Below are 19,825 nucleotides of genomic sequence, written 5' to 3'. Positions count from 1 at the left end.
TGACGTACGTCCAATGTAGGCCCGGGGCCCCCGGCGCGCTCGGCCGTTACGTCTTTGCGGGGACGCCCGTGAGAGCCGTGACGACCGGATCGAGTGCCTGGTGTATCTCGTCCCCGATGGACCGGAAGAACGTCAGGGGCGCCCCGTACGGGTCGTACACCTCGTCCGCCTCGGCGTTCGGCGCCAGCAGCCACCCGCGTAGAGCCGCCGCGGCACGCACCAGCGCACGGGCGCGGATGACCACGCCCTCCTCCAGGGGCGGCAGGGTCGCCGGGTCGATGGCCTTCACCAGGCGGGTGAACTCCTTGAGCGTGAAGGTCCGCAGGCCCGCCGAGTGGCCCATGGAGATGACCTGCGCCCGGTGGTCGCGGGTGGCGGTCAGCACCAGGTCGGCGCGGATCACGTGCTCGTCGAGGAGTTCGCGCCCGGTGAAGCCGGTGGCGTCCGCGCCGAAGTCGGCCAGCACGGTCTCCGCGTTGGCCTCCATGGGGGCGCCCTCGTGGCCCCAGGTGCCCGCGCTCTCCACGATCAGCCCGCCGCCCAGGATCCCGAGCCGCTCCCGCACGAAATGGCGGGTCAGCCGCTCGGTGATGGGCGAGCGGCACACGTTGCCGGTACTGACGTGGAGGATGCGGAAGCTGTCACGCGGAAGCCCCACGAACGTCGTCGTGATCTCCGCCGCGCTTTCCCCGTTGCCTATGCCACGCCCCGCTCCAGGGGCCGTCAATTCGCCACCTCGAGGTCGGGTACGACCTTTCGCAGCTCTTCCGCGGAGATCGCGCCGGCGCGCAGCAGCAGCGGCACCTCACGGGTCACGTCGACGATCGACGACGGGACGTTGCCGGGGGTCGGGCCGCCGTCCAGGTAGACGGAGACGGAGTCGCCGAGCATCTCCTGCGCGGCGTCGCAGTCCTCCGGCGCCGGGTGGCCGGTCAGGTTGGCGGAGGAGACGGCCATCGGGCCCACCTCCGTCAGCAGCTCGATGGCGACGGGGTGCAGCGGCATGCGCACGGCGACCGTGCCCCGGGTGTCCCCCAGGTCCCACTGGAGGGACGGCTGGTGCTTGGCGACGAGCGTCAGCGCGCCCGGCCAGAAGGCGTCGACCAGCTCCCAGGCCAGCTCCGAGAAGTCCGTGACGAGCCCGTGCAGCGTGTTCGGGGAGCCGATGAGGACGGGGGTGGGCATGTTGCGGCCCCGGCCCTTGGCCTCCAGCAGGTCGGCGACCGCCTCCGAGGAGAACGCGTCGGCGCCGATGCCGTACACCGTGTCCGTCGGCAGCACCACGAGCTCGCCTCGGCGGACGGCGGACGCTGCCTCACGCAGACCGGTCACACGGTCGGTCGCGTCGTTGGTGTCGTATCGCCGTGCCATCTTTAGCTGGCCTCCTCGTACACGTGCTGCTGGGGTGAAGTCCACGAAGACTGCGGTGTGCCCGGTGTGCTCACGGCAGCGCCTTGCGGGCCGTGGCGAAACGCGGGCGGTTGTTCAGGTCCGGGTGGTCGGCGGCGTCGGTCCAGCCCCGGTCCTCGGCGAAGATCCACGGCACCTGGCCGCCCTGGGTGTCGGCGTGCTCCACGACCACGACACCGCCGGGGCGCAGCAGCCGGTGCGCGGTGCGCTCCAGGCCGCGGATGAGGTCGAGGCCGTCCTCGCCGGAGAACAGGGCCAGTTCCGGGTCGTGGTCCCGCGCCTCGGGGGCGACGTACTCCCACTCGGTGAGCGGGATGTACGGCGGGTTGGAGATGACGAGGTCGACCTGGCCGTCGAGGTCCGGGAAGGCCGTCAGGGCGTCCCCCTGGCGCAGCTCGACCCTGGACCCCTCCACGTTCTTGCGGGTCCACCTGAGGGCGTCCTCGGACAGCTCCACGGCGTGCACGCGCGAGCGCGGCACCTCCTGGGCGAGGGCGAGCGCGATGGCGCCGGAGCCGGTGCACAGGTCGACGATGCACGGCTCGACGACGTCCATGGCCCGTACGGCGTCTATGGCCCAGCCGACCACGGACTCCGTCTCGGGCCGCGGCACGAACACGCCCGGGCCGACCTGGAGTTCCAGGTAGCGGAAGTAGGCGCGTCCGGTGATGTGCTGGAGCGGCTCGCGGGCCTCTCGGCGGGCGATGACCTCCCAGTACCGGGCGTCGAAGTCGGAGTCCTTGACGGAGTGCAGCTCACCGCGCTTGACGCCGTGCACGAACGCGGCGAGTTCCTCCGCGTCGGTGCGCGGCGAGGGCACGCCGGCGTCGGCGAGCCGCTGGGTGGCCTGGGCCACCTCCGCGAGCAGCACGCTGCGGGGGCTTGGGGGTCGCCCCCCAAATGACTGCTGCACGCAAGTCCTCCGGTGCTCGGTACTCCTGTGTGTCCTTACGCGGCGGCTGTGTCCTTACGCGGCGGCCAGCTTGGCGGCCGAGTCCGCGTCGACACAGGCCTGGATCACCGCGTCGAGGTCGCCGTCCAGGACCTGGTCCAGGTTGTACGCCTTGAAGCCGACACGGTGGTCCGAGATGCGGTTCTCCGGGTAGTTGTACGTACGGATCTTCTCGGAGCGGTCGACGGTGCGGACCTGGCTGCGGCGGGCGTCGGCGGCGTTCCTCTCCGCTTCTTCCTGCGCTGCTGCGAGCAGCCTGGAGCGCAGGATACGCAGTGCCTGCTCCTTGTTCTGCAACTGGCTCTTCTCGTTCTGGCAGGAGGCGACGACTCCGGTCGGGATGTGCGTGATGCGCACGGCGGAGTCGGTGGTGTTGACGGACTGCCCGCCCGGCCCGGAGGAGCGGTAGACGTCGATGCGGAGGTCGTTCGGGTTGATCTCGACGTCGATCTCCTCGGCCTCGGGGGTGACGAGGACACCGGCGGCGGAGGTGTGGATACGGCCCTGGGACTCGGTGGCGGGGACGCGCTGCACGCGGTGCACGCCGCCCTCGTACTTCAGGCGGGCCCACACGCCCTGTCCGGGCTCCGTGGCGCCCTGGCCGCCCTTGGTCTTCACGGCCACCTGGACGTCCTTGTAGCCGCCCAGCTCGGACTCCGTGGCGTCGATGATCTCGGTCTTCCAGCCGACGCGCTCGGCGTACCGCAGGTACATGCGCAGCAGGTCGCCGGCGAACAGGGCCGACTCGTCGCCGCCCGCGCCCGCCTTGATCTCGAGGATGACGTCCTTGTCGTCGCTGGGATCGCGCGGGACGAGGAGAAGGCGCAGCTTCTCGGTCAGCTCCTCGCGCCGCTGCTCCAGCTCCTTGACCTCGGCCACGAAGTCGGGGTCGTCGGCGGCGAACTCGCGCGCGGTCTCGATGTCGTCGCCCGTCTGCGTCCAGGAGCGGTACGTGGCGACGATCGGGGTGAGCTCGGCGTAACGCTTGTTCAGCTTGCGCGCGTTGGCCTGGTCGTTGTGGACCGACGGGTCGGCGAGCTTCTTCTCCAGGTCGGCGTGCTCGGCGACGAGTTCCTCGACGGCCTCGAACATCTTGGGCTCCTGTGCAGGGACGGGGGTGAAGGGCGGGCGACCAAAAACGCCGGTCCCGGAGCGCCCGGTGAGGGGGCGCGTCCGCGGACCGGCGAAATGGGGCTCGCTACTTCTTGGAGCCGGCGGCCTTGCCGAAGCGGGCCTCGAAGCGGGCCACGCGGCCACCGGTGTCGAGGATCTTCTGCTTGCCCGTGTAGAACGGGTGGCACTCGGAGCACACGTCGGCACGGATCGCGCCGGACTCGATGGTGCTGCGGGTGGTGAACGACGCGCCGCAGGTGCAGCTGACCTGCGTCTCGACGTACGCGGGGTGGATGTCGCGCTTCAAGGTGTCTCCTAGGTTTCGGGAGGGCGCCGGGTCGCTGCCGCGGGGTGCGGGAGCGTGAACCGGGGCCGACGTACCAGTCTGCCAGGACTGGGGCCATCCCCCAAAACCGGGGGATGCCGTTGTTTGTTCCCCGTGTCCCCTACCGGCCGCTCACGACACCCTTGGCCTCACCCGTCGCCGTGCCCTTCGTGGCGCTCTTCGGGATCGGCTTGTCGTTCTGGAGGGCCTTCCAGATCTCGTCGGCCTTCTGCTCCTGGAGGAGGACACGGTTGGGGTCGGCCGGGTCGTAGGCCACCGGCATCGTGACCATGTGCATGTGGGACGGGGTGATGCTTTGGAGGCCGCTCGCGAAAGACGCGAGCTTGTTGACCGAGCCGAGGTCGGAGTCGGTCGTCACCGTCTTGGTCGCGGTCTCCGCGAGGTCGAGCAGCTTCTTCGGGTTCGTGAAGACGCCGACGTCCTTGACCTGGTTGACCAGGGCCTTGATGAAGGCCTGCTGGAGCTGGATGCGGCCGAGGTCGGAGCCGTCGCCGACGCCGTGCCGGGTGCGGACCAGGCCGAGGGCCTGCTCGCCGTCGAGTCTGTGGGTGCCGGCCTTCAGCTTCAGGTGGCTGTCGGGGTCGTCGATGCTCTTGGTCGTGGTGACCTCGACGCCGCCGAGGTCGTCGATGAGCCTCTGGAAGCCGGCGAAGTCGACCTCCAGGTAGTGGTCCATGCGCAGGTCGGTGATCGACTCGACGGTCTTCACGGCGCAGGCGGCCCCGCCGGTGGAGTACGCGGAGTTGAACATCACGCCGTTCGCGGCGGGGTGCTCGTCACCCTTGGTGTCCGTGCACGAGGGCCGGTCGATGAGGGTGTCGCGCGGGATGGAGACCACGCTGGCCTTCTTGTGCCCCTTGTAGACGTGCACGATCATCGCCGTGTCGGAGCGGGCGCTGCCGTCGTCGGTGCCGCCGCCGAGCTTCTTGTTGCCGCCGGCGCGGGTGTCGGAGCCGAGGACGAGGATGTTCTCCGAGCCGTTGTCGGCCTTCTTGGGCCGGTCCGTGCCGAGGGCCTGGTCGATGTCGACGCTCTTGAGGTTGCCGTTGAGCTTGAAGTACATGTAGCCCGCCCCGGCGCCGCCCACGGCGACGATGCCCGCAGCGGTCCAGGCCGTCACCATCAGGGCCCTGTGGCGCTTACGGGGCTTGCGGCGTCGGCCCTTGGCGCGGTGGCGCGGCCCGGTGGTGCCGGTATCGCCCGGTATACCCGGACCCGGCGTGCTCTCGGCAGACATGTGCTCCTCAGCTCGTCTACGGTCGGTTACCCCCTGCGGTCAGTGCCAGGCGTGCTCGGTCGGGGACTTCCTCCTGGCACCATCGTCACTCCGCCTGGTCAGACGGAGAAACTCGGGAAAGGGTTGCACAACGGACTGTGCCCACCGCGTGCGGCGGTGGGCACAGTCCGTGGTCGACCGTCGCGGGACGTACCCCGCTCACCTGCAATTTCAGCCAAAGATGTCGTACTGCTTGAAATCGGTACCGAGAGAGATCCTTGTGGCGAAGATCTCGCTGGTCGCCTTGCCGGTGCCCTTGTAGAGGTAGAGCGTCCCGCCGGGGGTGCGGGCCAGGAAGTCGGCCTTGCCGTCGCCGGTGATGTCGCCGGTGGCGTCGAATGCGTTGTAGCCGCTCCAGGTGCGCACCTTGACCCGGGCCGAGAAGGCGCCCGAGCCGGCCTTGCCGGTGCCCTTGTAGAGGTACACGTAGCTGCCCGACGAGCTGCGGGCGATCAGGTCGGTCTTGCCGTCCCCGGTGAAGTCGCCGTGGCCGCGCACGGAGTTGTACTGGTTCCAGCCGGAGTTCACCTTGACGCGGGGCGCGAAGGTGCCGTTGCCCTTGCCCGGGTAGATCCACATCACGCCCGCCGAGTCGACCGAGAGCAGGTCGGGCAGGTAGTCGCCGGTGACGTCACCGGGGGTGATGATGCGGGTGCGGGTCTTCCAGTTGTCGGCGATCTGCTTGGTGGCTCCCGTACGGCTGGAGTACCAGAAGACGTCGCCGTCGCTGCTGCGCCGGTGGACCAGGTCCTGGTAGCCGTCGCGGTCGAGGTCCGTCTGCAGGACGACGTTGAAGCCGCCCCAGTTGTCCCAGGACTCGCGGGCGGCGAAGGACGTGCCCTTGGAGTCCTTCGAGTAGCCCGTCTTGGTGGAGGCGTTGCGCACCCACAGGTCGGCCTTGTGGTCGCCGCTGATGTTGGTGTCGTCGAGGCGGGGATAGGTGGCGCCGACGTAGGTGCTGACCTTGCTGAAGACGCTGTAGGCGCCCTTGGCGACGCAGTCGGTCACGCCCCAGGAGACGACACCGACGATGCGGTTGTTGACGACCAGGGGGCCGCCGGAGTCGCCGTTGCAGGCGGTGGTGGTGCCGGTGTCGCTGCCGGTGGCGGGCTTGCCCGCGCAGACCATGTGACCCTTGACGAAGTCCCTGCCGTACGCGCCGGCGCAGGTGGTGTCGGACTGCATGGGCAGCGTGGCCGTCTTCAGCGTCTCGGAGATGTCGTCGCTGGTGGAGCTGGTGCGGCCCCAGCCGTAGACCTTGGCGCTGGTGCCGGCTTTGTACGACGTGGTGTCTCCGGACGTCGTCATACGGATCGGGGTGGCCTTGACCGGTTCGTCCAGGGTCAGCACCGCGATGTCGTTGTCGATGGTCGTCGCGTTGTACGAGGGGTGGTTCCACTGCCGCAGGACGCCCCGCGGCGTGCCGCCGTGCAGGTCGGTCCCATCGGCCGAGGGCAACTGGGCGGTGCCTGTGATGACGGTGCCGCCGGCATTCCAGTCGTAGCCCTTGACGCAGTGCGCGGCGGTGAGGATCTTCGTTGGCGCGACGACGGCGCCGCCGCAGAAGAAGCCGATGTCGTCGCTGGTGCTGGAGGTGCCCCGGCGGTCGGAGTAGAAGAGCTGCGCCATCCACGGGGCCGTGCTGATGGTGGTCGCGCTGCCGCCGATGATCTTCGGGTCGACGGTGGAGGGGCTCGTGTTCGTGCTCGTGCTCGTGCTCAGCGACGTCTTGCTCGTCCTGCCCGCGACGTCGTCACCGGCCATGGCGCCCGCGACGCGCTTCTGCAGCTCGGCGAGCGACGGCGAGCTGGTGGCGGGCTTGACCGTCGGCTGCGGCAACGGGGCGGCCACGCCGGCGGACGTCGTCAGCAGCGCGGCGGCCACGGCGGCGGCCACACCGGCCGCGGCGACGGGAAGGGCGATGCGTATCCGGCGTCTGTGCCGACCGCCCCCAGGCATGGGTCTACCCACGAATGTCCCCCCTCGGGATCACATGTTCGAAGAGAGCGTGATCCTACCCTTGCGCGGACAGCACAAAGGGCCGCCCCGTTTTCGGGAGCGGCCCTCTTGCGCGATGCCTGCCTCAGTCGCCGTTGCCCGGCGTCGGAGTGGTCTTCTGGATCTGCATCAGGAACTCGGCGTTCGACTTCGTCTGCTTCATCTTGTCGAGGAGCAGCTCGACGGCCTGCTGCTGGTCGAGGGCGTGCAGCACCCGGCGCAGCTTCCAGACGATGGACAGTTCGTCGCTGGCGAGCAGGATCTCTTCCTTACGGGTGCCGGACGCGTCGACGTCCACCGCCGGGAAGATGCGCTTGTCGGCGAGCTTCCGGTCGAGCTTGAGCTCGGCGTTGCCGGTGCCCTTGAACTCCTCGAAGATGACCTCGTCCATGCGGGACCCGGTGTCCACCAGGGCGGTGGCGAGGATGGTCAGCGAGCCGCCGTCCTCGATGTTGCGGGCCGCACCGAAGAAGCGCTTCGGCGGGTACAGGGCCGTCGAGTCGACACCACCGGACAGGATGCGGCCGGAGGCCGGGGCGGCGAGGTTGTACGCACGGCCCAGACGCGTGATGGAGTCCAGCAGGACGACCACGTCGTGACCCAGCTCGACCAGCCGCTTGGCACGCTCGATGGCGAGCTCCGCGACCGTGGTGTGGTCCTCGGCCGGGCGGTCGAAGGTCGAGGAGATGACCTCGCCCTTGACCGACCGCTGCATGTCGGTGACCTCTTCCGGACGCTCGTCGACGAGGACGACCATCAGGTGGCACTCGGGGTTGTTGTGCGTGATCGCGTTGGCGATCGCCTGCATGATCATGGTCTTGCCGGTCTTCGGCGGGGCCACGATCAGACCGCGCTGGCCCTTACCGATGGGCGAGACCAGGTCGATGATGCGGGTGGTGAGAACGCCCGGGTCCGTCTCCAGGCGGAGGCGGTCCTGCGGGTACAGCGGCGTCAGCTTGTTGAACTCCGGGCGGCCGCGGCCGTGTTCGGGCGCCATGCCGTTGACGGAGTCCAGGCGGACCAGCGCGTTGAACTTCTCGCGGCGCTCGCCTTCCTTCGGCTGGCGGACGGCACCGGTGATGTGGTCGCCCTTGCGCAGGCCGTTCTTGCGCACCTGGGCGAGGGAGACGTACACGTCGTTCGGCCCGGGCAGGTAGCCGGACGTGCGGATGAAGGCGTAGTTGTCGAGGATGTCCAGGATGCCCGCGACGGGGATCAGGACGTCGTCCTCGGCGATCTGCGGCTCGGAGGAGGCGATGTCGTCGCGGCCGCGACGGCCACGGCGGTCGCGGTAACGCCCGCGACGGCCACGCCGGCCGCCCTCGAAGTCGTCGTCGTCCTGCTGGCGGTCACGGTCCTGACGGCCGCCGCCCTGCTGGTTCTGCTGGCCGCGCTGGCCACCCTGCTGGTCGTCGCCCTTGTTGCCGCGGCGGTCGCGATCACGGCCACCGTCACGCTCACGGCCGCCGTCCCTGTCCCGGCCGCGGTCACGGCGGTCGCGACGACGGCCCTCGCCGCCCTCGCCCCCGTCGGACTTGGCGTCGTTCTGGGACTGCTGCTGCGGCTGTGCCTGCGACTCGCCCTTGGACTCGTTCTTCGCCTCGGCGGCGACCGTCTCGGGAGCGGCGGCGGCCGGCGAACCGGCGTCGGCGGTGGCCCGGCGACGGCGGCGCTCGGAGGGCGCGTCATCTCCCCCACGCTCGGCTTCGCTCGCGCGGGAGGGGCCCCCAGCGGGCTGGCCGGGAATGTCGATCTGCTGCTGGGCAACGGCCTTCTGGGCCTTGTCGGCCTTCTCGGCGGGGGCCTCGGGGGCCTGCTTCGCGTCCGCCTTCTTCTCCGCCTTCTCGGCGTTGTCCCCCGTACGGGTCCGGGAGGTGGCGCGGCGCTTCGGCTTGGCCTCGGCGGGGGCCTCGGCCTTCGCCGCCGGAGCGGCGCCGCCGGACGCCTGCGCCTCCTTGATGACCTCGATCAGCTGGCTCTTGCGCATACGCGCTGTGCCCCTGATACCGAGGCCGGATGCGACCTGTTGCAGCTCGGCCAGCACCATGCCCTCGAGGCCGGTACCGCGGCGCCGCCGGGAGCCGGCACCGGTGGCAGGCGCGGAGGCGTCCGTGGCGGGCGCGGCAGCGGTCTCCTCGACACGTGCGCCCATCAGATCGGTGGTGTCGCTCACGAAGGGTCCTTCCCTGGAGCGGACGTCGGCCTGTCTGGCTCGGCGACCGGTTGTGCTGTCCGGCTTCGGTCCGTTTGGTGTGAACCGTGCCGGGGCGGTGGTCCGCCTCAGCGGCGGAGGAATCTGGTGATGGCGCTTCCATGTGCCGTGACACCCAGTGTCAGTGTCACGCGGCGTGGTCGCACCGGTTCCGGAGCGTGCCCTGCGCCCCGCTCAGTGTCCGTGTACGGCGTACGGTCCGACGTACGGAACACAGTGCGGCTTGGGGGGCTCCCGGAAGAATGTCTGTCCCGGACGGGGACACGAGGCACCTCGCCGTGGTGGGGTCGGGTGCAGACTTGAGGTTAACACTACCGGATCCAACAAACATTCCCCCTCTCGAAATCCGGCAACCGTGCGCTTTCAAATGTCGGTGGAGGTCGCGAGCGGCAGCACGATCGCGCCCTGCGGATCGAGGCTCAGCCGGTTGGCGGCCCAGTCCGCGCCCGCCAGGGCCTCGACCTTGTCGGCGGTGCCAGGGTCGGCCAGGGCCATGACCGTCGGGCCGGCGCCGGAGATCACCGCGGGGACGCCCTCGGCCCGCAACCGCTCCACCAGTGCCGCGCTCTCGGGCATGGCCGGGGCGCGGTACTCCTGGTGCAGGCGGTCCTCGGTGGCGGGCAGCAGCAGCTCGGGGCGCCGCGTCATGGCCTCGACGAGCAGGGCGGCCCGGCCCGCGTTGGTGGCTGCGTCGACGTGCGGCACGGTGCGCGGCAGCAGGCCGCGCGCTGTTTCGGTGAGTACCGGCTTTCCGGGTACGAAAACCACCGGAACGATGGAATCGGCGGGCTCCATCCTGATGGCCCGGGCCGCGCCGCCCTCCATCCAGGACAGGGTGAAGCCGCCCAGCAGACACGCGGCGACGTTGTCGGGATGGCCCTCGATCTCGGTGGCGAGCTCCAGCAGCGCCGTGTCGTCGAGCTTGGCCTCGGCGCCTATGGTCACGGCACGGGCGGCGACGATGCCGGCGCAGATGGCGGCCGAGGAGGAGCCCAGGCCCCGGCCGTGCGGAATGCGGTTGGCGCAGACGATCTCCAGGCCGCGCGGCTGTCCGCCCAGCAGGTCGAAGGCGGTGCGCAGGGAACGTACGAGAAGGTGCCGCTCGTCGCGCGGGAGTGTCTCGCTGCCCTCACCCGCGATGTCGATGTGCAGCCCGGAGTCGGCCACCCGGACGACCACGTCGTCGTACAACCCCAGCGCGAGGCCGAGGGCGTCGAAGCCCGGGCCGAGGTTGGCGCTGGTGGCGGGGACGCGCACCCGGACGGCGGCGGCTCGGAACGCTGGACCGGCCATCGCTCGATGACTCTCCTTGAGCTGCGTGATTGTCGAATGACGTGGGACGGACATTCGATGGTGTACGAGAACCCTGGGGGCCGCGGAGACGGCGTGGCTCCGCGGCATATGCGGCGGGCGGGTTCAGTACAGCCTATCGAAGGAAGGTTCTGTGGCGACATAGGGCGCACAGGAGGCGCACGATGCGTGTCGTAAGCCCCCTGTGCACCCCCCCGTAGGGAACCTCCCCGGTCAAGCGCCGTCTTACGCCGGACCGTGTCGGGCGTTACACCGGCGCTCGGTGCGTCGGCGCATGTCAGACCAGGCCGAGGCGCTCCGCCGCGGCCGCCGAGTCGACGGGTACGGTGACCGGCTGCGGGGCACCGGCGACGGCCCAGTCGGGGTCCTTCAGGCCGTTGCCCGTGACGGTGCACACGATCCGCTGCCCCGGGTCGACCTTGCCCTGCTCGGCGGCCTTCAGCAGACCGGCGACGGACGCGGCGGACGCGGGCTCGACGAAGACACCCTCCTGCGAGGCCAACAGCCGGTAGGCGCGCAGGATCTCACGGTCCGTCACCTCGTCGATGAAGCCGCCCGACTCGTCCCGCGCGGCGAGCGCGTACTGCCAGGAGGCCGGGTTGCCGATGCGGATGGCGGTGGCGATGGTCGACGGGTCCTTGACGACCTCGCCGCGCACGATCGGGGCGCTGCCGGAGGCCTGGAAACCCCACATCCGGGGGGTCCGGGTGGCGACGCCGTCGGCGGCGTACTCCTGGTAGCCCTTCCAATAGGCCGTGATGTTGCCCGCGTTGCCCACCGGCAGGACGTGGATGTCGGGCGCGTCGCCGAGCATGTCGACGATCTCGAACGCGGCGGTCTTCTGCCCCTCGATGCGCACCGGATTGACCGAATTGACCAGAGCGACAGGGTAGTTGTCGCTCAGGCCGCGCGCGAGCGTGAGGCAGTCGTCGAAGTTGCCGTCGACCTGGAGGATCTTCGCGCCGTGCACGAGGGCCTGGCCCATCTTGCCGAGCGCGATCTTGCCCTGCGGCACGAGCACGGCGCAGACCATCCCGGCCCGCACGGCGTACGCGGCGGCGGAGGCGGACGTGTTGCCGGTGGAGGCGCAGATGACGGCCTTCGCGCCCTCCTCCTTGGCCCGCGTGATGGCCATGGTCATACCGCGGTCCTTGAAGGACCCGGTCGGATTCGCGCCCTCCACCTTGAGGTGGACCTCGCAGCCCGTGCGCTCGGAGAGCACCTGCGCGGGCACGAGCGGCGTGCCGCCCTCGCGGAGCGTCACGACCGGCGTGGTGTCGGATACCGGAAGCCGGTCCCGGTACTCCTCGATGATTCCGCGCCACTGGTGGGTCATTGCTGGTTACTCTCCTTCAACCCGCATGATGCTGGCGACACCACGCACGGTGTCGAGCTTGCGCAACGCCTCGACGGTCCCGGTGAGGGCGGCGTCGGACGCGCGGTGCGTGACGACGACGAGGGAGGCCTCGCCGTCCTTCCCCGACTGGCGAACCGTATCGATCGAGACTCCGTGCTCGGCGAAAACGGTCGCGACCTGGGCGAGAACACCCGGTTTGTCGGCCACGTCGAGGCTGATGTGGTAGCGCGTGACCACGTCGCCCATGGGCGACACCGGCAGCGCGGCATAGGCGGACTCGCCCGGTCCGGTCGCGCCGCCGATCCGGTTGCGGCAGACTGCGACGAGGTCTCCGAGCACGGCCGAGGCCGTGGGGGAACCGCCCGCTCCGGGGCCGTAGAACATGAGCTGCCCGGCGGCGTCGGACTCGACGAACACGGCGTTGTAGGCGCCGCGCACGGAGGCCAGCGGGTGGCTCAGCGGGATCATCGCGGGGTGCACGCGCGCGGTGACGGACGCCCCGTCCGCGGCCCGCTCGCAGATGGCGAGCAGCTTGATGGTGCAGCCCATCTCCTTCGCGGAGGCGAAGTCGGCCGCCGTCACCTCGGTCATGCCCTCGCGGTAGACGTCGTCGAGGCGCACGCGCGTGTGGAACGCGATACCGGCGAGGATGGCGGCCTTGGCGGCGGCGTCGAAGCCCTCGACGTCGGCGGTCGGGTCGGCCTCGGCGTATCCGAGGGCGGTGGCCTCGTCGAGGGCCTCCTGATACCCGGCGCCCGTCGAGTCCATCTTGTCGAGGATGAAGTTGGTCGTGCCGTTGACGATGCCCATCACCCGGTTGATCTTGTCGCCGGCGAGGGACTCGCGCAGCGGCCGGATCAGCGGGATGGCACCGGCGACGGCGGCCTCGTAGTAGAGGTCCTTGCCGTGCTCGTCGGCGGCGGCGTGCAGGGCCGCTCCGTCCTGGGCGAGCAGCGCCTTGTTGGCGGAGACGACGGAGGCGCCGTGCTCGAAGGCGGTGGTGATGAGGGTCCGCGCGGGCTCGATGCCGCCGATCACCTCCACGACGACGTCGATGTCGCCGCGTTTGACGAGGGCGGTGGCGTCGGTGGTGACGAGGGCCGGGTCGATGCCTTCCCTGACCCTGTCGGGCCGCCGCACGGCCACGCCCGCCAGCTCCACGGGGGCCCCGATCCGGGCCGTGAGGTCGTCGGCGTGCGTCGTCATGATGCGCGCCACCTCTGAGCCGACCACTCCACAGCCCAGCAGCGCCACCTTCAGCGGACGCGTACGCATCATCCGACCTCGTTTCCTCTTTACCGTCTACGGTGCAACCAGTCTCACTCACCGGACGGGAGTTTCTGCCCCCGGTCCGGATCGTGAGATGTCTATTTCATTTGTACGAGGGCGGAAGACAGGAGATCTTCCGCCCCGTGCCCTTGGGCCTCTCGCTCAGCCGACGTCGAGACGCAGCAGGTCCTCCTCCGTCTCGCGGCGGACGATCACCCGGGCCTCGCCGTCCCGCACGCTGACGACCGGCGGCCGCAGCACGTGGTTGTAGTTGCTGGCCATGGACCGGCAGTAGGCGCCCGTGGCCGGTACGGCGATGAGGTCACCCGGTGCCAGGTCGGCCGGCAGGAACGCGTCCTTGACCACGATGTCCCCGCTCTCGCAGTGCTTGCCGACGACCCGGGCGAGCATCGGCTCGGCGTCGGAGGTGCGGGAGACCAGCGCGACGCTGTACTCGGCGTCGTACAGCGCGGTGCGGATGTTGTCCGACATGCCGCCGTCGACGGAGACGTACGTCCGCAGCCCGTCGAGGGGCTTGGTGGTGCCCACCTCGTAGAGCGTGAAGGCGGTCGGGCCGACGATGGCGCGGCCCGGCTCGACGGAGATGCGCGGCGTGCGCAGCTGGGCGGCCTCGCACTCACGGCTGACGATCTCGCTCAGCGCCTTGGCGATCTCGTGCGGCTCGCGCGGGTCGTCGTCACTCGTGTACGCGATCCCGAGCCCGCCGCCGAGGTCGATCTCGGGCAGCTCGACGCCGTGCTCGTCGCGGACGTCCTTCAGCAGCATGACGACCCGGTGCGCGGCGACCTCGAACCCGGACATGTCGAAGATCTGCGAACCGATGTGGCTGTGGAGGCCGACGAGCTCGAGCCCGTCGAGCTGGAGGGCACGGCGTACGGCCTCGGCGGCCTGCCCGCCGGCCAGCGGGATGCCGAACTTCTGGTCCTCGTGGGCCGTGGCGATGAACTCGTGGGTGTGGGCCTCGACGCCGACCGTGATCCGGATCAGGACCTTCTGCCGCTTCCCCAGGCCCTGCGCGATGTGGGCGACGCGGGCGATCTCCTGGAAGGAGTCGAGCACGATGTGCCCCACACCGGTCTCGACGGCCCTGGTGATCTCGTCGACGGACTTGTTGTTGCCGTGAAAGGCGATGCGGTCGGCGGGCATGCCGGCGGACAGGGCGGTGGCCAGCTCGCCGCCGGAGCAGACGTCGACGTTCAGCCCTTCCTCGTGCAGCCAGCGCACGACGGCACGGGACAGGAACGCCTTGCCGGCGTAGTAGACGTCGGCGTCGGTGCCGAACGCGGTGCGCCAGGCACGCGCGCGGGCCCGGAAATCGGTCTCGTCGAGGATGTAGGCCGGGGTGCCGAACTCCTCGGCGAGCTGCGTGACAGGGATCCCTCCGACGGTGGCGACACCGTGCTCGTCACGCGTCACGGTCTGCGCCCAGACCTTGGGGTCCAGCTCGTTGAGGTCGGCGGGCGGGGCCGAGTAGTGGCCCTCGGGGAGGACGTCGGCGTGACGGGGCCCGGCGGGGTGGGCGGAACGGCTCATGATCGGTCGTCTTTCAGAGATGGTCGGGTGCGTCGATGCCGAGCAGGGACAGGCCACCGGCCAGCACCGCCCCGGCGGCTTCGGCGAGAGCGAGCCGGGCACGGTGGGCGGCCGAGGGTTTCTCGTCGCCGAGGGGCAGCACGCCCGGGAGCAGCGGCAGCGTGGCGTCGGCGACGGTGACGAGATGCCGGGCCAGGCGGTCGGGGCCGCGGTGGGCGGCGGTGGCGGCGAGGACGCGGGGGTGGTCGCCGAGTGCGGCGAGCAGCGCCTCCGCGTCGCTCACGGGGCCGGGCTCGGGGTGGAAGCCCAGGTCGGCGGCGTTGCGCAGGAGCGCCCGGGTGCGGGCGTGGGCGTACCGGACGCGGAAGAGGGGGTTGGCCTCCCGCTGAACCAGATGATCGCCGGTGATCCGGGGCCGGTCGTGCACGGCCGGGTACAGCAGCGCCCAGCGGGCGGCGTCACGGCCGAGGGGCAGGGGGTCGGCCGGTGCGGGGACGGCGTGGAGGGTGATGTCGAGGTCGGGGAGGGAGCCGGGGTAACTGCCGGAATGGCCGGCATCCACACCGAGGCCGGTCTCCCACTCCGGCGCGAGAGGGCCGTCGCACATGACGCGTACGAGGTCACCCTGGCTGCGCAGCACGCGGGCCAGGGCATCCGCGACGACGACGGCACGGACCTCCGCCGGGCACCGGAGCCGCACGATGGTCCCGCTGAACCCCTCGGCGTGGCCGTACCGCCGCCCGCGCCGCAGGATCTCCTCGACGAGGAGCGCGGAGGCGTCGCGCTCCAGACTGAAGTTGAGAAATCCGGGCCCGGTGACGACGACATCGTCAATGAAGGCCTCACCGGCGAGCCGTGCCCTGAGGATCTCTGCCACGCGCCGCGGCGGCTGTCCTGCCGCGCCGGCCAGCTGGAGGGCGATGCCGGTGGCGTAGTCACCGCAGCCTCCGGGCCCCGGCGGAGTGACCACGGCCCGCTCCGGCACGGTCACGCTGAGCTCACCCTCGTCGACAGCGCGGCGCACGGCGTGCAGCACGGTGCGGGAGAGCTCGACGGGGGTCACGGGGACAAGCGTATGGGAGGAAGGGGGTGGGTATGCGAACCGGTTTTGCAGAGGGTCCGGGATGTGGACGGGGCCCTCGACCACGGATCGCTCAGCGAGCCATTCACACCATTCACAGAGGACGGATCAACTGCCGGCACTCCCGGCCCGCTCGGCCTCCCCCGCACCGAGGACGGACCCGTAAGCAGGCGCGCTCCCACCACCGCCCCCTTGCCTCCCCCCGCCCCGCTCCCGCTCGATCAACTGCCGCACCATCCCGACGAGTTCGGCGGGCTCGAACGGCTTGGCGAGGAAGGCGTCGACGCCCACCTCCAGCCCGGCCTCGACCTCGTACTGGGTACAGGCACTGATGATGGCGAGGGGCACGTCACGGGTCCGCGGATCGGCTCGCAGACGGGCGGCGGTCCGGATCCCGTCCAGCCGGGGCATGACGACGTCGAGGGTCACTGCATCGGGCCGCACCTGATGAACGACATCAAGACATTCGGCACCATCGGCCGCGGTCACGACCTCCAGCCCCTCCAGCTCGAGGTTGACCCTGATCAACTGCCGGATGACCTTGTTGTCGTCCACAACAAGCACCCGGCCCGACGCGCCTGGCACAACTCGAGAGTAGGTCGACCCCGGCCACCGCGTCCGGGTTTTCCCCACTTCCACCCCGACCGAGCGACCCACAACCCCGCCCCTGACAGCGGAAACCCGTTCATGACCACCCCGGGGGAGCTGGTAGTGTTCTACCCGTCGCCGCGAGCAACGCGACGGACACGCCCCCGTAGCTCAGGGGATAGAGCAACGGCCTCCGGAGCCGTGTGCGCAGGTTCGAATCCTGCCGGGGGCACCCTGTATGAGGTGCCCAAAGACCCCGCCATCAGCGCTTTCGCTGAGACGGGGTCTTCGCGTATGTGCAGGCGTATGCCGGTCGGAGCGGCTGTATGTCGGGGGCTGTGGACTATCCGTGGACTGGCCGCAGGCCAGGAATCCGCAGGTCAGGCCCGGAAACGCCGAGGCCCCCGGACCGTAGTCCAGGGGCCATCATGCCGCAGGTCTGTGTGTCGGAGGTGTGTCGGGATCAGGACCCGTCGCCGTGCTCGTCCTCCTGGCCGTCGTCCTCACCGAGGAGCTCGGCGATCCGGCGGTTGGCGATGTCCTGACGGCCGTCGAGGCACTTCGCGTACCGGCTCAGCAGCACTTCGACGCTGTTGCCCGCGCGCTCCGCGACCTCGGTGGGGTCGACGCCCGCGTTGAGCCAGGAGGAGAGCGCGGCGTGCCTCAGGTCGTACGGCCGAGCGGCCAACGGCGAAGCCACCTGTTCCGGCGTGAGCGCCAGGTGCCGGGCCTCGTCCCAGACGCGCCAGTACGTAGTGGAGGCGACCACTCCCCCGCGTTCGTTGGCGAACAGCCGCCCGTCCTCGGCGGTGCCGAACTCATCGATGTGGGCGATGAGCATGCGGACGAGGCGAGGCGGGATGGGGACGATGCGCGTTTCGTTCGCGGAGCGATTCTTGAGGCCGCGGTTGTCGTGAACCTCCCCGGTCCCGGTCCAGCGCTTCCCAACGGTCGGCCGGGTCTTCTCCAGGATCAGCGAACCCCACCCGGAGTCCGGCAGCGTGCAGTCCGGACGACGCAGCGCCACAGCTTCCGCCGGCCGAAGCCCACCGAAGTACATGCAGGCGAAGAGCGCGACCAGGCGCCGCCCACGGGCCCTGCGGTAACCGCCGACGTAAGAGACGGCGGCCAGGAGCTCGCGTGCCTGCCGAGGGTTCACCACGACCCGGCGGTCGACTTCCTTGGTCACCTTCGGCGGCTTCCACTTCACGAGCGTGACCGGGTTCTCCGGGAGCTCCCCCAGTTCGACCGCGTACGCGAGGGCGTTGAAGAGGACCGCGCGCTTGCGGCGTACCGTCTCGGCGGCCGCTGGAGCGCCCGACAGCTTGAGCTTGAGCGAGTCGAGGACGCGGCGGATGTCTGCCGGATTCTTGAGCGTCGCCAACGGCAGTGAGGCCTTGGCCACCCAGCGAAGAGCGTTGGCGATGTCGACCGGTGGAGCTTCCTCGTCCGAGGCTTGGACGACGAAAGCCCAGCCCCGCAGCGCACGGCGCAAGACGTCGTCAGCCGGCCGCCCCGGGCGATCGCCCAACAGCTGAGTCGTGACGAGGGTCATCGTCTCGTTCAGGCTGTCGCGGGAGTTTGGAGCCGCGTGCGGCCACTTCATGGCGACGTATGCCCGCGCGAACTCGTACCAGGTGCGAGACGCTTTGGCGGGTGCCATGGAGTCTGGCAGACCGGTTTCCGTGTCGAATGCCTCGCCCTTCTGGGCGGCCCGAAGCAGCTTGGCCCGGAAGTTGTCGGCGAGTGCCTTCGTCCGGAAGGTATCGGAGAACGGCGGGGCATCGCCGACCTTCCATCGCACGTCATACGACGGCGTCTTGTACGGCCGCTTGCGGATGCCCCACACCCTCACGTCATGCGACTTCACGCCGCCTCCGCGAGCCCGTGGAGCCAGGCGTCGAAGTCACTGCGCCATACGCGGAGCTCACCGTTCGGAAGCTTGATCGCCTCCGGAGCCTGCCCCAGTTCGCGCCAGCGGTAGAAGGTTCGGCGGGACACTCCGCCGAGCTCGGCGAGGATCTGCGGGACAGTCATCAGTTCGTCCCGTCGGCGGTCCATGTCGGTTCTCCTTCCGTTCCGGGGGCGGGTTCGAGGGATGCGGCAAGCCAGGCTTCGGTGTCCGAGAGGCCGGTTCCGGCGAAGACCCAGTGCGCGAGGACGTACGTCGTCTCCGGCTCGGGGCCGTTGGCTGCTGCGGTTTGTGCGCGGCGCCATTCGGCGCGGGCGTCGCGGAGGGCACCGAGGGTGGTGGAGTAGCGGCGGGACTTGGTGGAGAAGTGGCCGCGGAATCCGAGCATGTGAGCCCAGGCGCGCAGGCGGAGGTGTTCGAGGTCCTTGCGTGCGCCGAGGGTCCAGGCGGTGCGGATCATGCGGCGGGCGTGGTCGCTGATGTCGAGCTGGGCGAGTTCGGCGGCGAACTTGAGCGGTCGGTCCAGAGCTCCCGTCGCGGTCTCCGCACCCTTGGTGGCGTACTTGGCGATGTAGGCGGCGACGGCCCGTTCGGTCAGCTCCTGGCCGTCGTTGAAGTCGGCCGAGCGGATGGTGCGGACGTCGAGTTGGCGGCCGAAGGCGAAGGTGTGGCTGCGGCCCTCGATGGTCGGGCCGTCCACGCGAACCCTGGCAGCGGCAGCGCGGATGGCGTTCGTGAGCAGCTCGGCCGTGGCCCAGGTAGGGGGTGGGGTGTCGCCGCCGCTGGGTCCGTCGATGCGGATGACGGCGTGGAAGTGGACCGCGCCGCGCTTCTGGTACTCGGCGACCTTGGCGAAGCTCACGCGGGCGTGCTCGCGGAAGCGCCGCTGGGACAGGCCGGCGCGCTTGGCGACCTCTCGGCGCAGGTAGGTGGAGAAGCGCCGCCAGAGCGGACCGGCGTGGGCGTTCCAGAGAACGGCGGCTTCGTAGTCGTAGGTGTCCGGGTCGAGCGGGGAGCCGAGTACGTCGTCGTCCTGGTCGTGGTGGGTGCCGCATCGGCAGGGGCGGCCGCTGGAGGGGCGGTTGTGGACCGGGCCGAAGCTCGGCGCGGTGAAGGTGGCGAACACGCGCGGGTGTGTGGCGACGTGTTCGGGAATGCCCTTGCCGCCGCGCAGGCCGGAGGTGATCAGGTGGAAGGTGTCGCGGCGGTACACCTCGGCGCAGGCCGCGCAGCGGGTCGTGCGGCGGTTGTTGCAGCGGACGAGGAGTTGCCCGGCCGGGAGGCTGGACGAGTCGAGGCGATGGAGGACGTTGCCGATCTCGCCGGTCGTGGTGTCGACGTCGTACTCGGTGCGGTGACCGTCGAGGCGGATCGGGTTGGTGCAGCCGCCGAGTCCGGAGAGCTGGCGGAGGATACCCGGCAGCGTGCCCTGCGCGGCCAGGTTCG

The 19,825-nt window shown here is 70.3% G+C and carries 17 protein-coding genes and 1 tRNA gene; 1 reads left to right on the top strand and 17 read right to left on the bottom strand.

The annotated features are described in order from the left end of the window. Window positions 1–46 precede the first annotated feature (46 nt). The 14 genes from ACZ3I3_RS24960 to ACZ3I3_RS24895 form a co-directional block, all read right to left on the bottom strand. Complete coding sequence (locus tag ACZ3I3_RS24960) at window positions 47–727, bottom strand: arsenate reductase/protein-tyrosine-phosphatase family protein (protein ID WP_467368526.1); 681 nt, start codon at window positions 725–727, stop codon at window positions 47–49. Then, window positions 724–1,371 carry an L-threonylcarbamoyladenylate synthase gene (locus tag ACZ3I3_RS24955; RefSeq protein ID WP_150483046.1) on the bottom strand — a complete coding sequence of 216 codons (648 nt, stop codon included), beginning with the start codon at window positions 1,369–1,371 and terminating at the stop codon, window positions 724–726. The genes ACZ3I3_RS24960 and ACZ3I3_RS24955 overlap by 4 nt, the downstream gene beginning before the upstream one ends. 70 nt (window positions 1,372–1,441) lie before the next feature. Further along, entirely contained in the window at window positions 1,442–2,281 is an 840-nt protein-coding gene (prmC, locus tag ACZ3I3_RS24950) for a peptide chain release factor N(5)-glutamine methyltransferase (RefSeq protein ID WP_086852636.1), read from the bottom strand. Between the two features lie 96 nt (window positions 2,282–2,377). Further along, window positions 2,378–3,454 carry a peptide chain release factor 1 gene (gene prfA, locus ACZ3I3_RS24945; RefSeq protein ID WP_467368523.1) on the bottom strand — a complete coding sequence of 359 codons (1,077 nt, stop codon included), beginning with the start codon at window positions 3,452–3,454 and terminating at the stop codon, window positions 2,378–2,380. A 106-nt stretch (window positions 3,455–3,560) separates the two neighbouring features. Next, complete coding sequence (gene rpmE / locus ACZ3I3_RS24940; RefSeq protein WP_010040182.1) at window positions 3,561–3,782, bottom strand: 50S ribosomal protein L31; 222 nt, start codon at window positions 3,780–3,782, stop codon at window positions 3,561–3,563. A 139-nt stretch (window positions 3,783–3,921) separates the two neighbouring features. Then, entirely contained in the window at window positions 3,922–5,058 is a 1,137-nt protein-coding gene (locus ACZ3I3_RS24935) for an LCP family protein (RefSeq protein WP_467368521.1), read from the bottom strand. Window positions 5,059–5,268: 210 nt separating this feature from the next. Beyond that, on the bottom strand, window positions 5,269–7,056 hold the full coding sequence (locus ACZ3I3_RS24930; RefSeq protein WP_467368519.1) for a trypsin-like serine protease: 1,788 nt from the start codon (window positions 7,054–7,056) through the stop codon (window positions 5,269–5,271). 124 nt (window positions 7,057–7,180) lie between these two features. Next, a complete protein-coding gene (gene rho / locus ACZ3I3_RS24925; protein WP_467368517.1) occupies window positions 7,181–9,268 on the bottom strand; it encodes a transcription termination factor Rho in 2,088 nt (695 codons plus the stop codon). 402 nt (window positions 9,269–9,670) lie between these two features. Next, window positions 9,671–10,600, bottom strand: a complete 930-nt coding sequence (gene thrB, locus ACZ3I3_RS24920) for a homoserine kinase (protein ID WP_467368515.1) — start codon at window positions 10,598–10,600, stop codon at window positions 9,671–9,673. A 295-nt stretch (window positions 10,601–10,895) separates the two neighbouring features. Next, entirely contained in the window at window positions 10,896–11,954 is a 1,059-nt protein-coding gene (thrC, locus tag ACZ3I3_RS24915) for a threonine synthase (RefSeq protein WP_356924564.1), read from the bottom strand. Window positions 11,955–11,960: 6 nt separating this feature from the next. Beyond that, window positions 11,961–13,253, bottom strand: a complete 1,293-nt coding sequence (locus tag ACZ3I3_RS24910) for a homoserine dehydrogenase (protein WP_356924565.1) — start codon at window positions 13,251–13,253, stop codon at window positions 11,961–11,963. A gap of 153 nt (window positions 13,254–13,406) precedes the next feature. After that, window positions 13,407–14,798 carry a diaminopimelate decarboxylase gene (gene lysA / locus ACZ3I3_RS24905; RefSeq protein WP_467368513.1) on the bottom strand — a complete coding sequence of 464 codons (1,392 nt, stop codon included), beginning with the start codon at window positions 14,796–14,798 and terminating at the stop codon, window positions 13,407–13,409. A gap of 13 nt (window positions 14,799–14,811) precedes the next feature. Further along, window positions 14,812–15,861: an ArgS-related anticodon-binding protein NrtL gene (gene nrtL / locus ACZ3I3_RS24900; RefSeq protein WP_467368511.1), complete on the bottom strand. Its 1,050-nt coding sequence runs from the start codon at window positions 15,859–15,861 to the stop codon at window positions 14,812–14,814. A 126-nt stretch (window positions 15,862–15,987) separates the two neighbouring features. After that, window positions 15,988–16,443, bottom strand: a complete 456-nt coding sequence (locus ACZ3I3_RS24895; RefSeq protein ID WP_467368665.1) for a response regulator — start codon at window positions 16,441–16,443, stop codon at window positions 15,988–15,990. Window positions 16,444–16,627: 184 nt separating this feature from the next. On the opposite strand from ACZ3I3_RS24895, the gene ACZ3I3_RS24890 reads away from it, so the two are divergent. Continuing rightward, a tRNA-Arg gene (locus ACZ3I3_RS24890) sits at window positions 16,628–16,699 on the top strand. 231 nt (window positions 16,700–16,930) lie between these two features. Here ACZ3I3_RS24890 and ACZ3I3_RS24885 read toward each other — a convergent pair. Genes ACZ3I3_RS24885 through ACZ3I3_RS24875 form a run of 3 tightly spaced genes read right to left on the bottom strand, consistent with a single transcriptional unit; the run spans window position 16,931 to window position 19,820 of the window. Next, window positions 16,931–18,337, bottom strand: coding sequence for a tyrosine-type recombinase/integrase (locus ACZ3I3_RS24885; protein WP_467368509.1), 1,407 nt, complete (start codon window positions 18,335–18,337; stop codon window positions 16,931–16,933). Next, window positions 18,334–18,528: a helix-turn-helix transcriptional regulator gene (locus tag ACZ3I3_RS24880; protein ID WP_033314625.1), complete on the bottom strand. Its 195-nt coding sequence runs from the start codon at window positions 18,526–18,528 to the stop codon at window positions 18,334–18,336. The genes ACZ3I3_RS24885 and ACZ3I3_RS24880 overlap by 4 nt, the downstream gene beginning before the upstream one ends. Next, complete coding sequence (locus ACZ3I3_RS24875) at window positions 18,504–19,820, bottom strand: replication initiator (RefSeq protein ID WP_467368663.1); 1,317 nt, start codon at window positions 19,818–19,820, stop codon at window positions 18,504–18,506. The genes ACZ3I3_RS24880 and ACZ3I3_RS24875 overlap by 25 nt, the downstream gene beginning before the upstream one ends. Between the last annotated feature and the right edge of the window lie 5 nt (window positions 19,821–19,825).

Source organism: Streptomyces sp. NPDC016851 (genome assembly GCF_055562795.1).
This window is presented reverse-complemented; position numbering and strand designations above follow the sequence as displayed.

What these genes read in the sequence shown, in the direction of transcription:
- ACZ3I3_RS24910 (WP_356924565.1), bottom strand. Translation starts at nt 13,253, where the DNA reads ATGATGCGTACGCGTCCGCTGAAGGTGGCGCTGCTGGGCTGTGGAGTG.
- ACZ3I3_RS24880 (WP_033314625.1), bottom strand. Translation starts at nt 18,528, where the DNA reads ATGGACCGCCGACGGGACGAACTGATGACTGTCCCGCAGATCCTCGCC.
- ACZ3I3_RS24955 (WP_150483046.1), bottom strand. Translation starts at nt 1,371, where the DNA reads ATGGCACGGCGATACGACACCAACGACGCGACCGACCGTGTGACCGGT.
- ACZ3I3_RS24935 (WP_467368521.1), bottom strand. Translation starts at nt 5,058, where the DNA reads ATGTCTGCCGAGAGCACGCCGGGTCCGGGTATACCGGGCGATACCGGC.
- ACZ3I3_RS24930 (WP_467368519.1), bottom strand. Translation starts at nt 7,056, where the DNA reads ATGCCTGGGGGCGGTCGGCACAGACGCCGGATACGCATCGCCCTTCCC.
- prfA (WP_467368523.1), bottom strand. Translation starts at nt 3,454, where the DNA reads ATGTTCGAGGCCGTCGAGGAACTCGTCGCCGAGCACGCCGACCTGGAG.
- thrC (WP_356924564.1), bottom strand. Translation starts at nt 11,954, where the DNA reads ATGACCCACCAGTGGCGCGGAATCATCGAGGAGTACCGGGACCGGCTT.
- lysA (WP_467368513.1), bottom strand. Translation starts at nt 14,798, where the DNA reads ATGAGCCGTTCCGCCCACCCCGCCGGGCCCCGTCACGCCGACGTCCTC.
- thrB (WP_467368515.1), bottom strand. Translation starts at nt 10,600, where the DNA reads ATGGCCGGTCCAGCGTTCCGAGCCGCCGCCGTCCGGGTGCGCGTCCCC.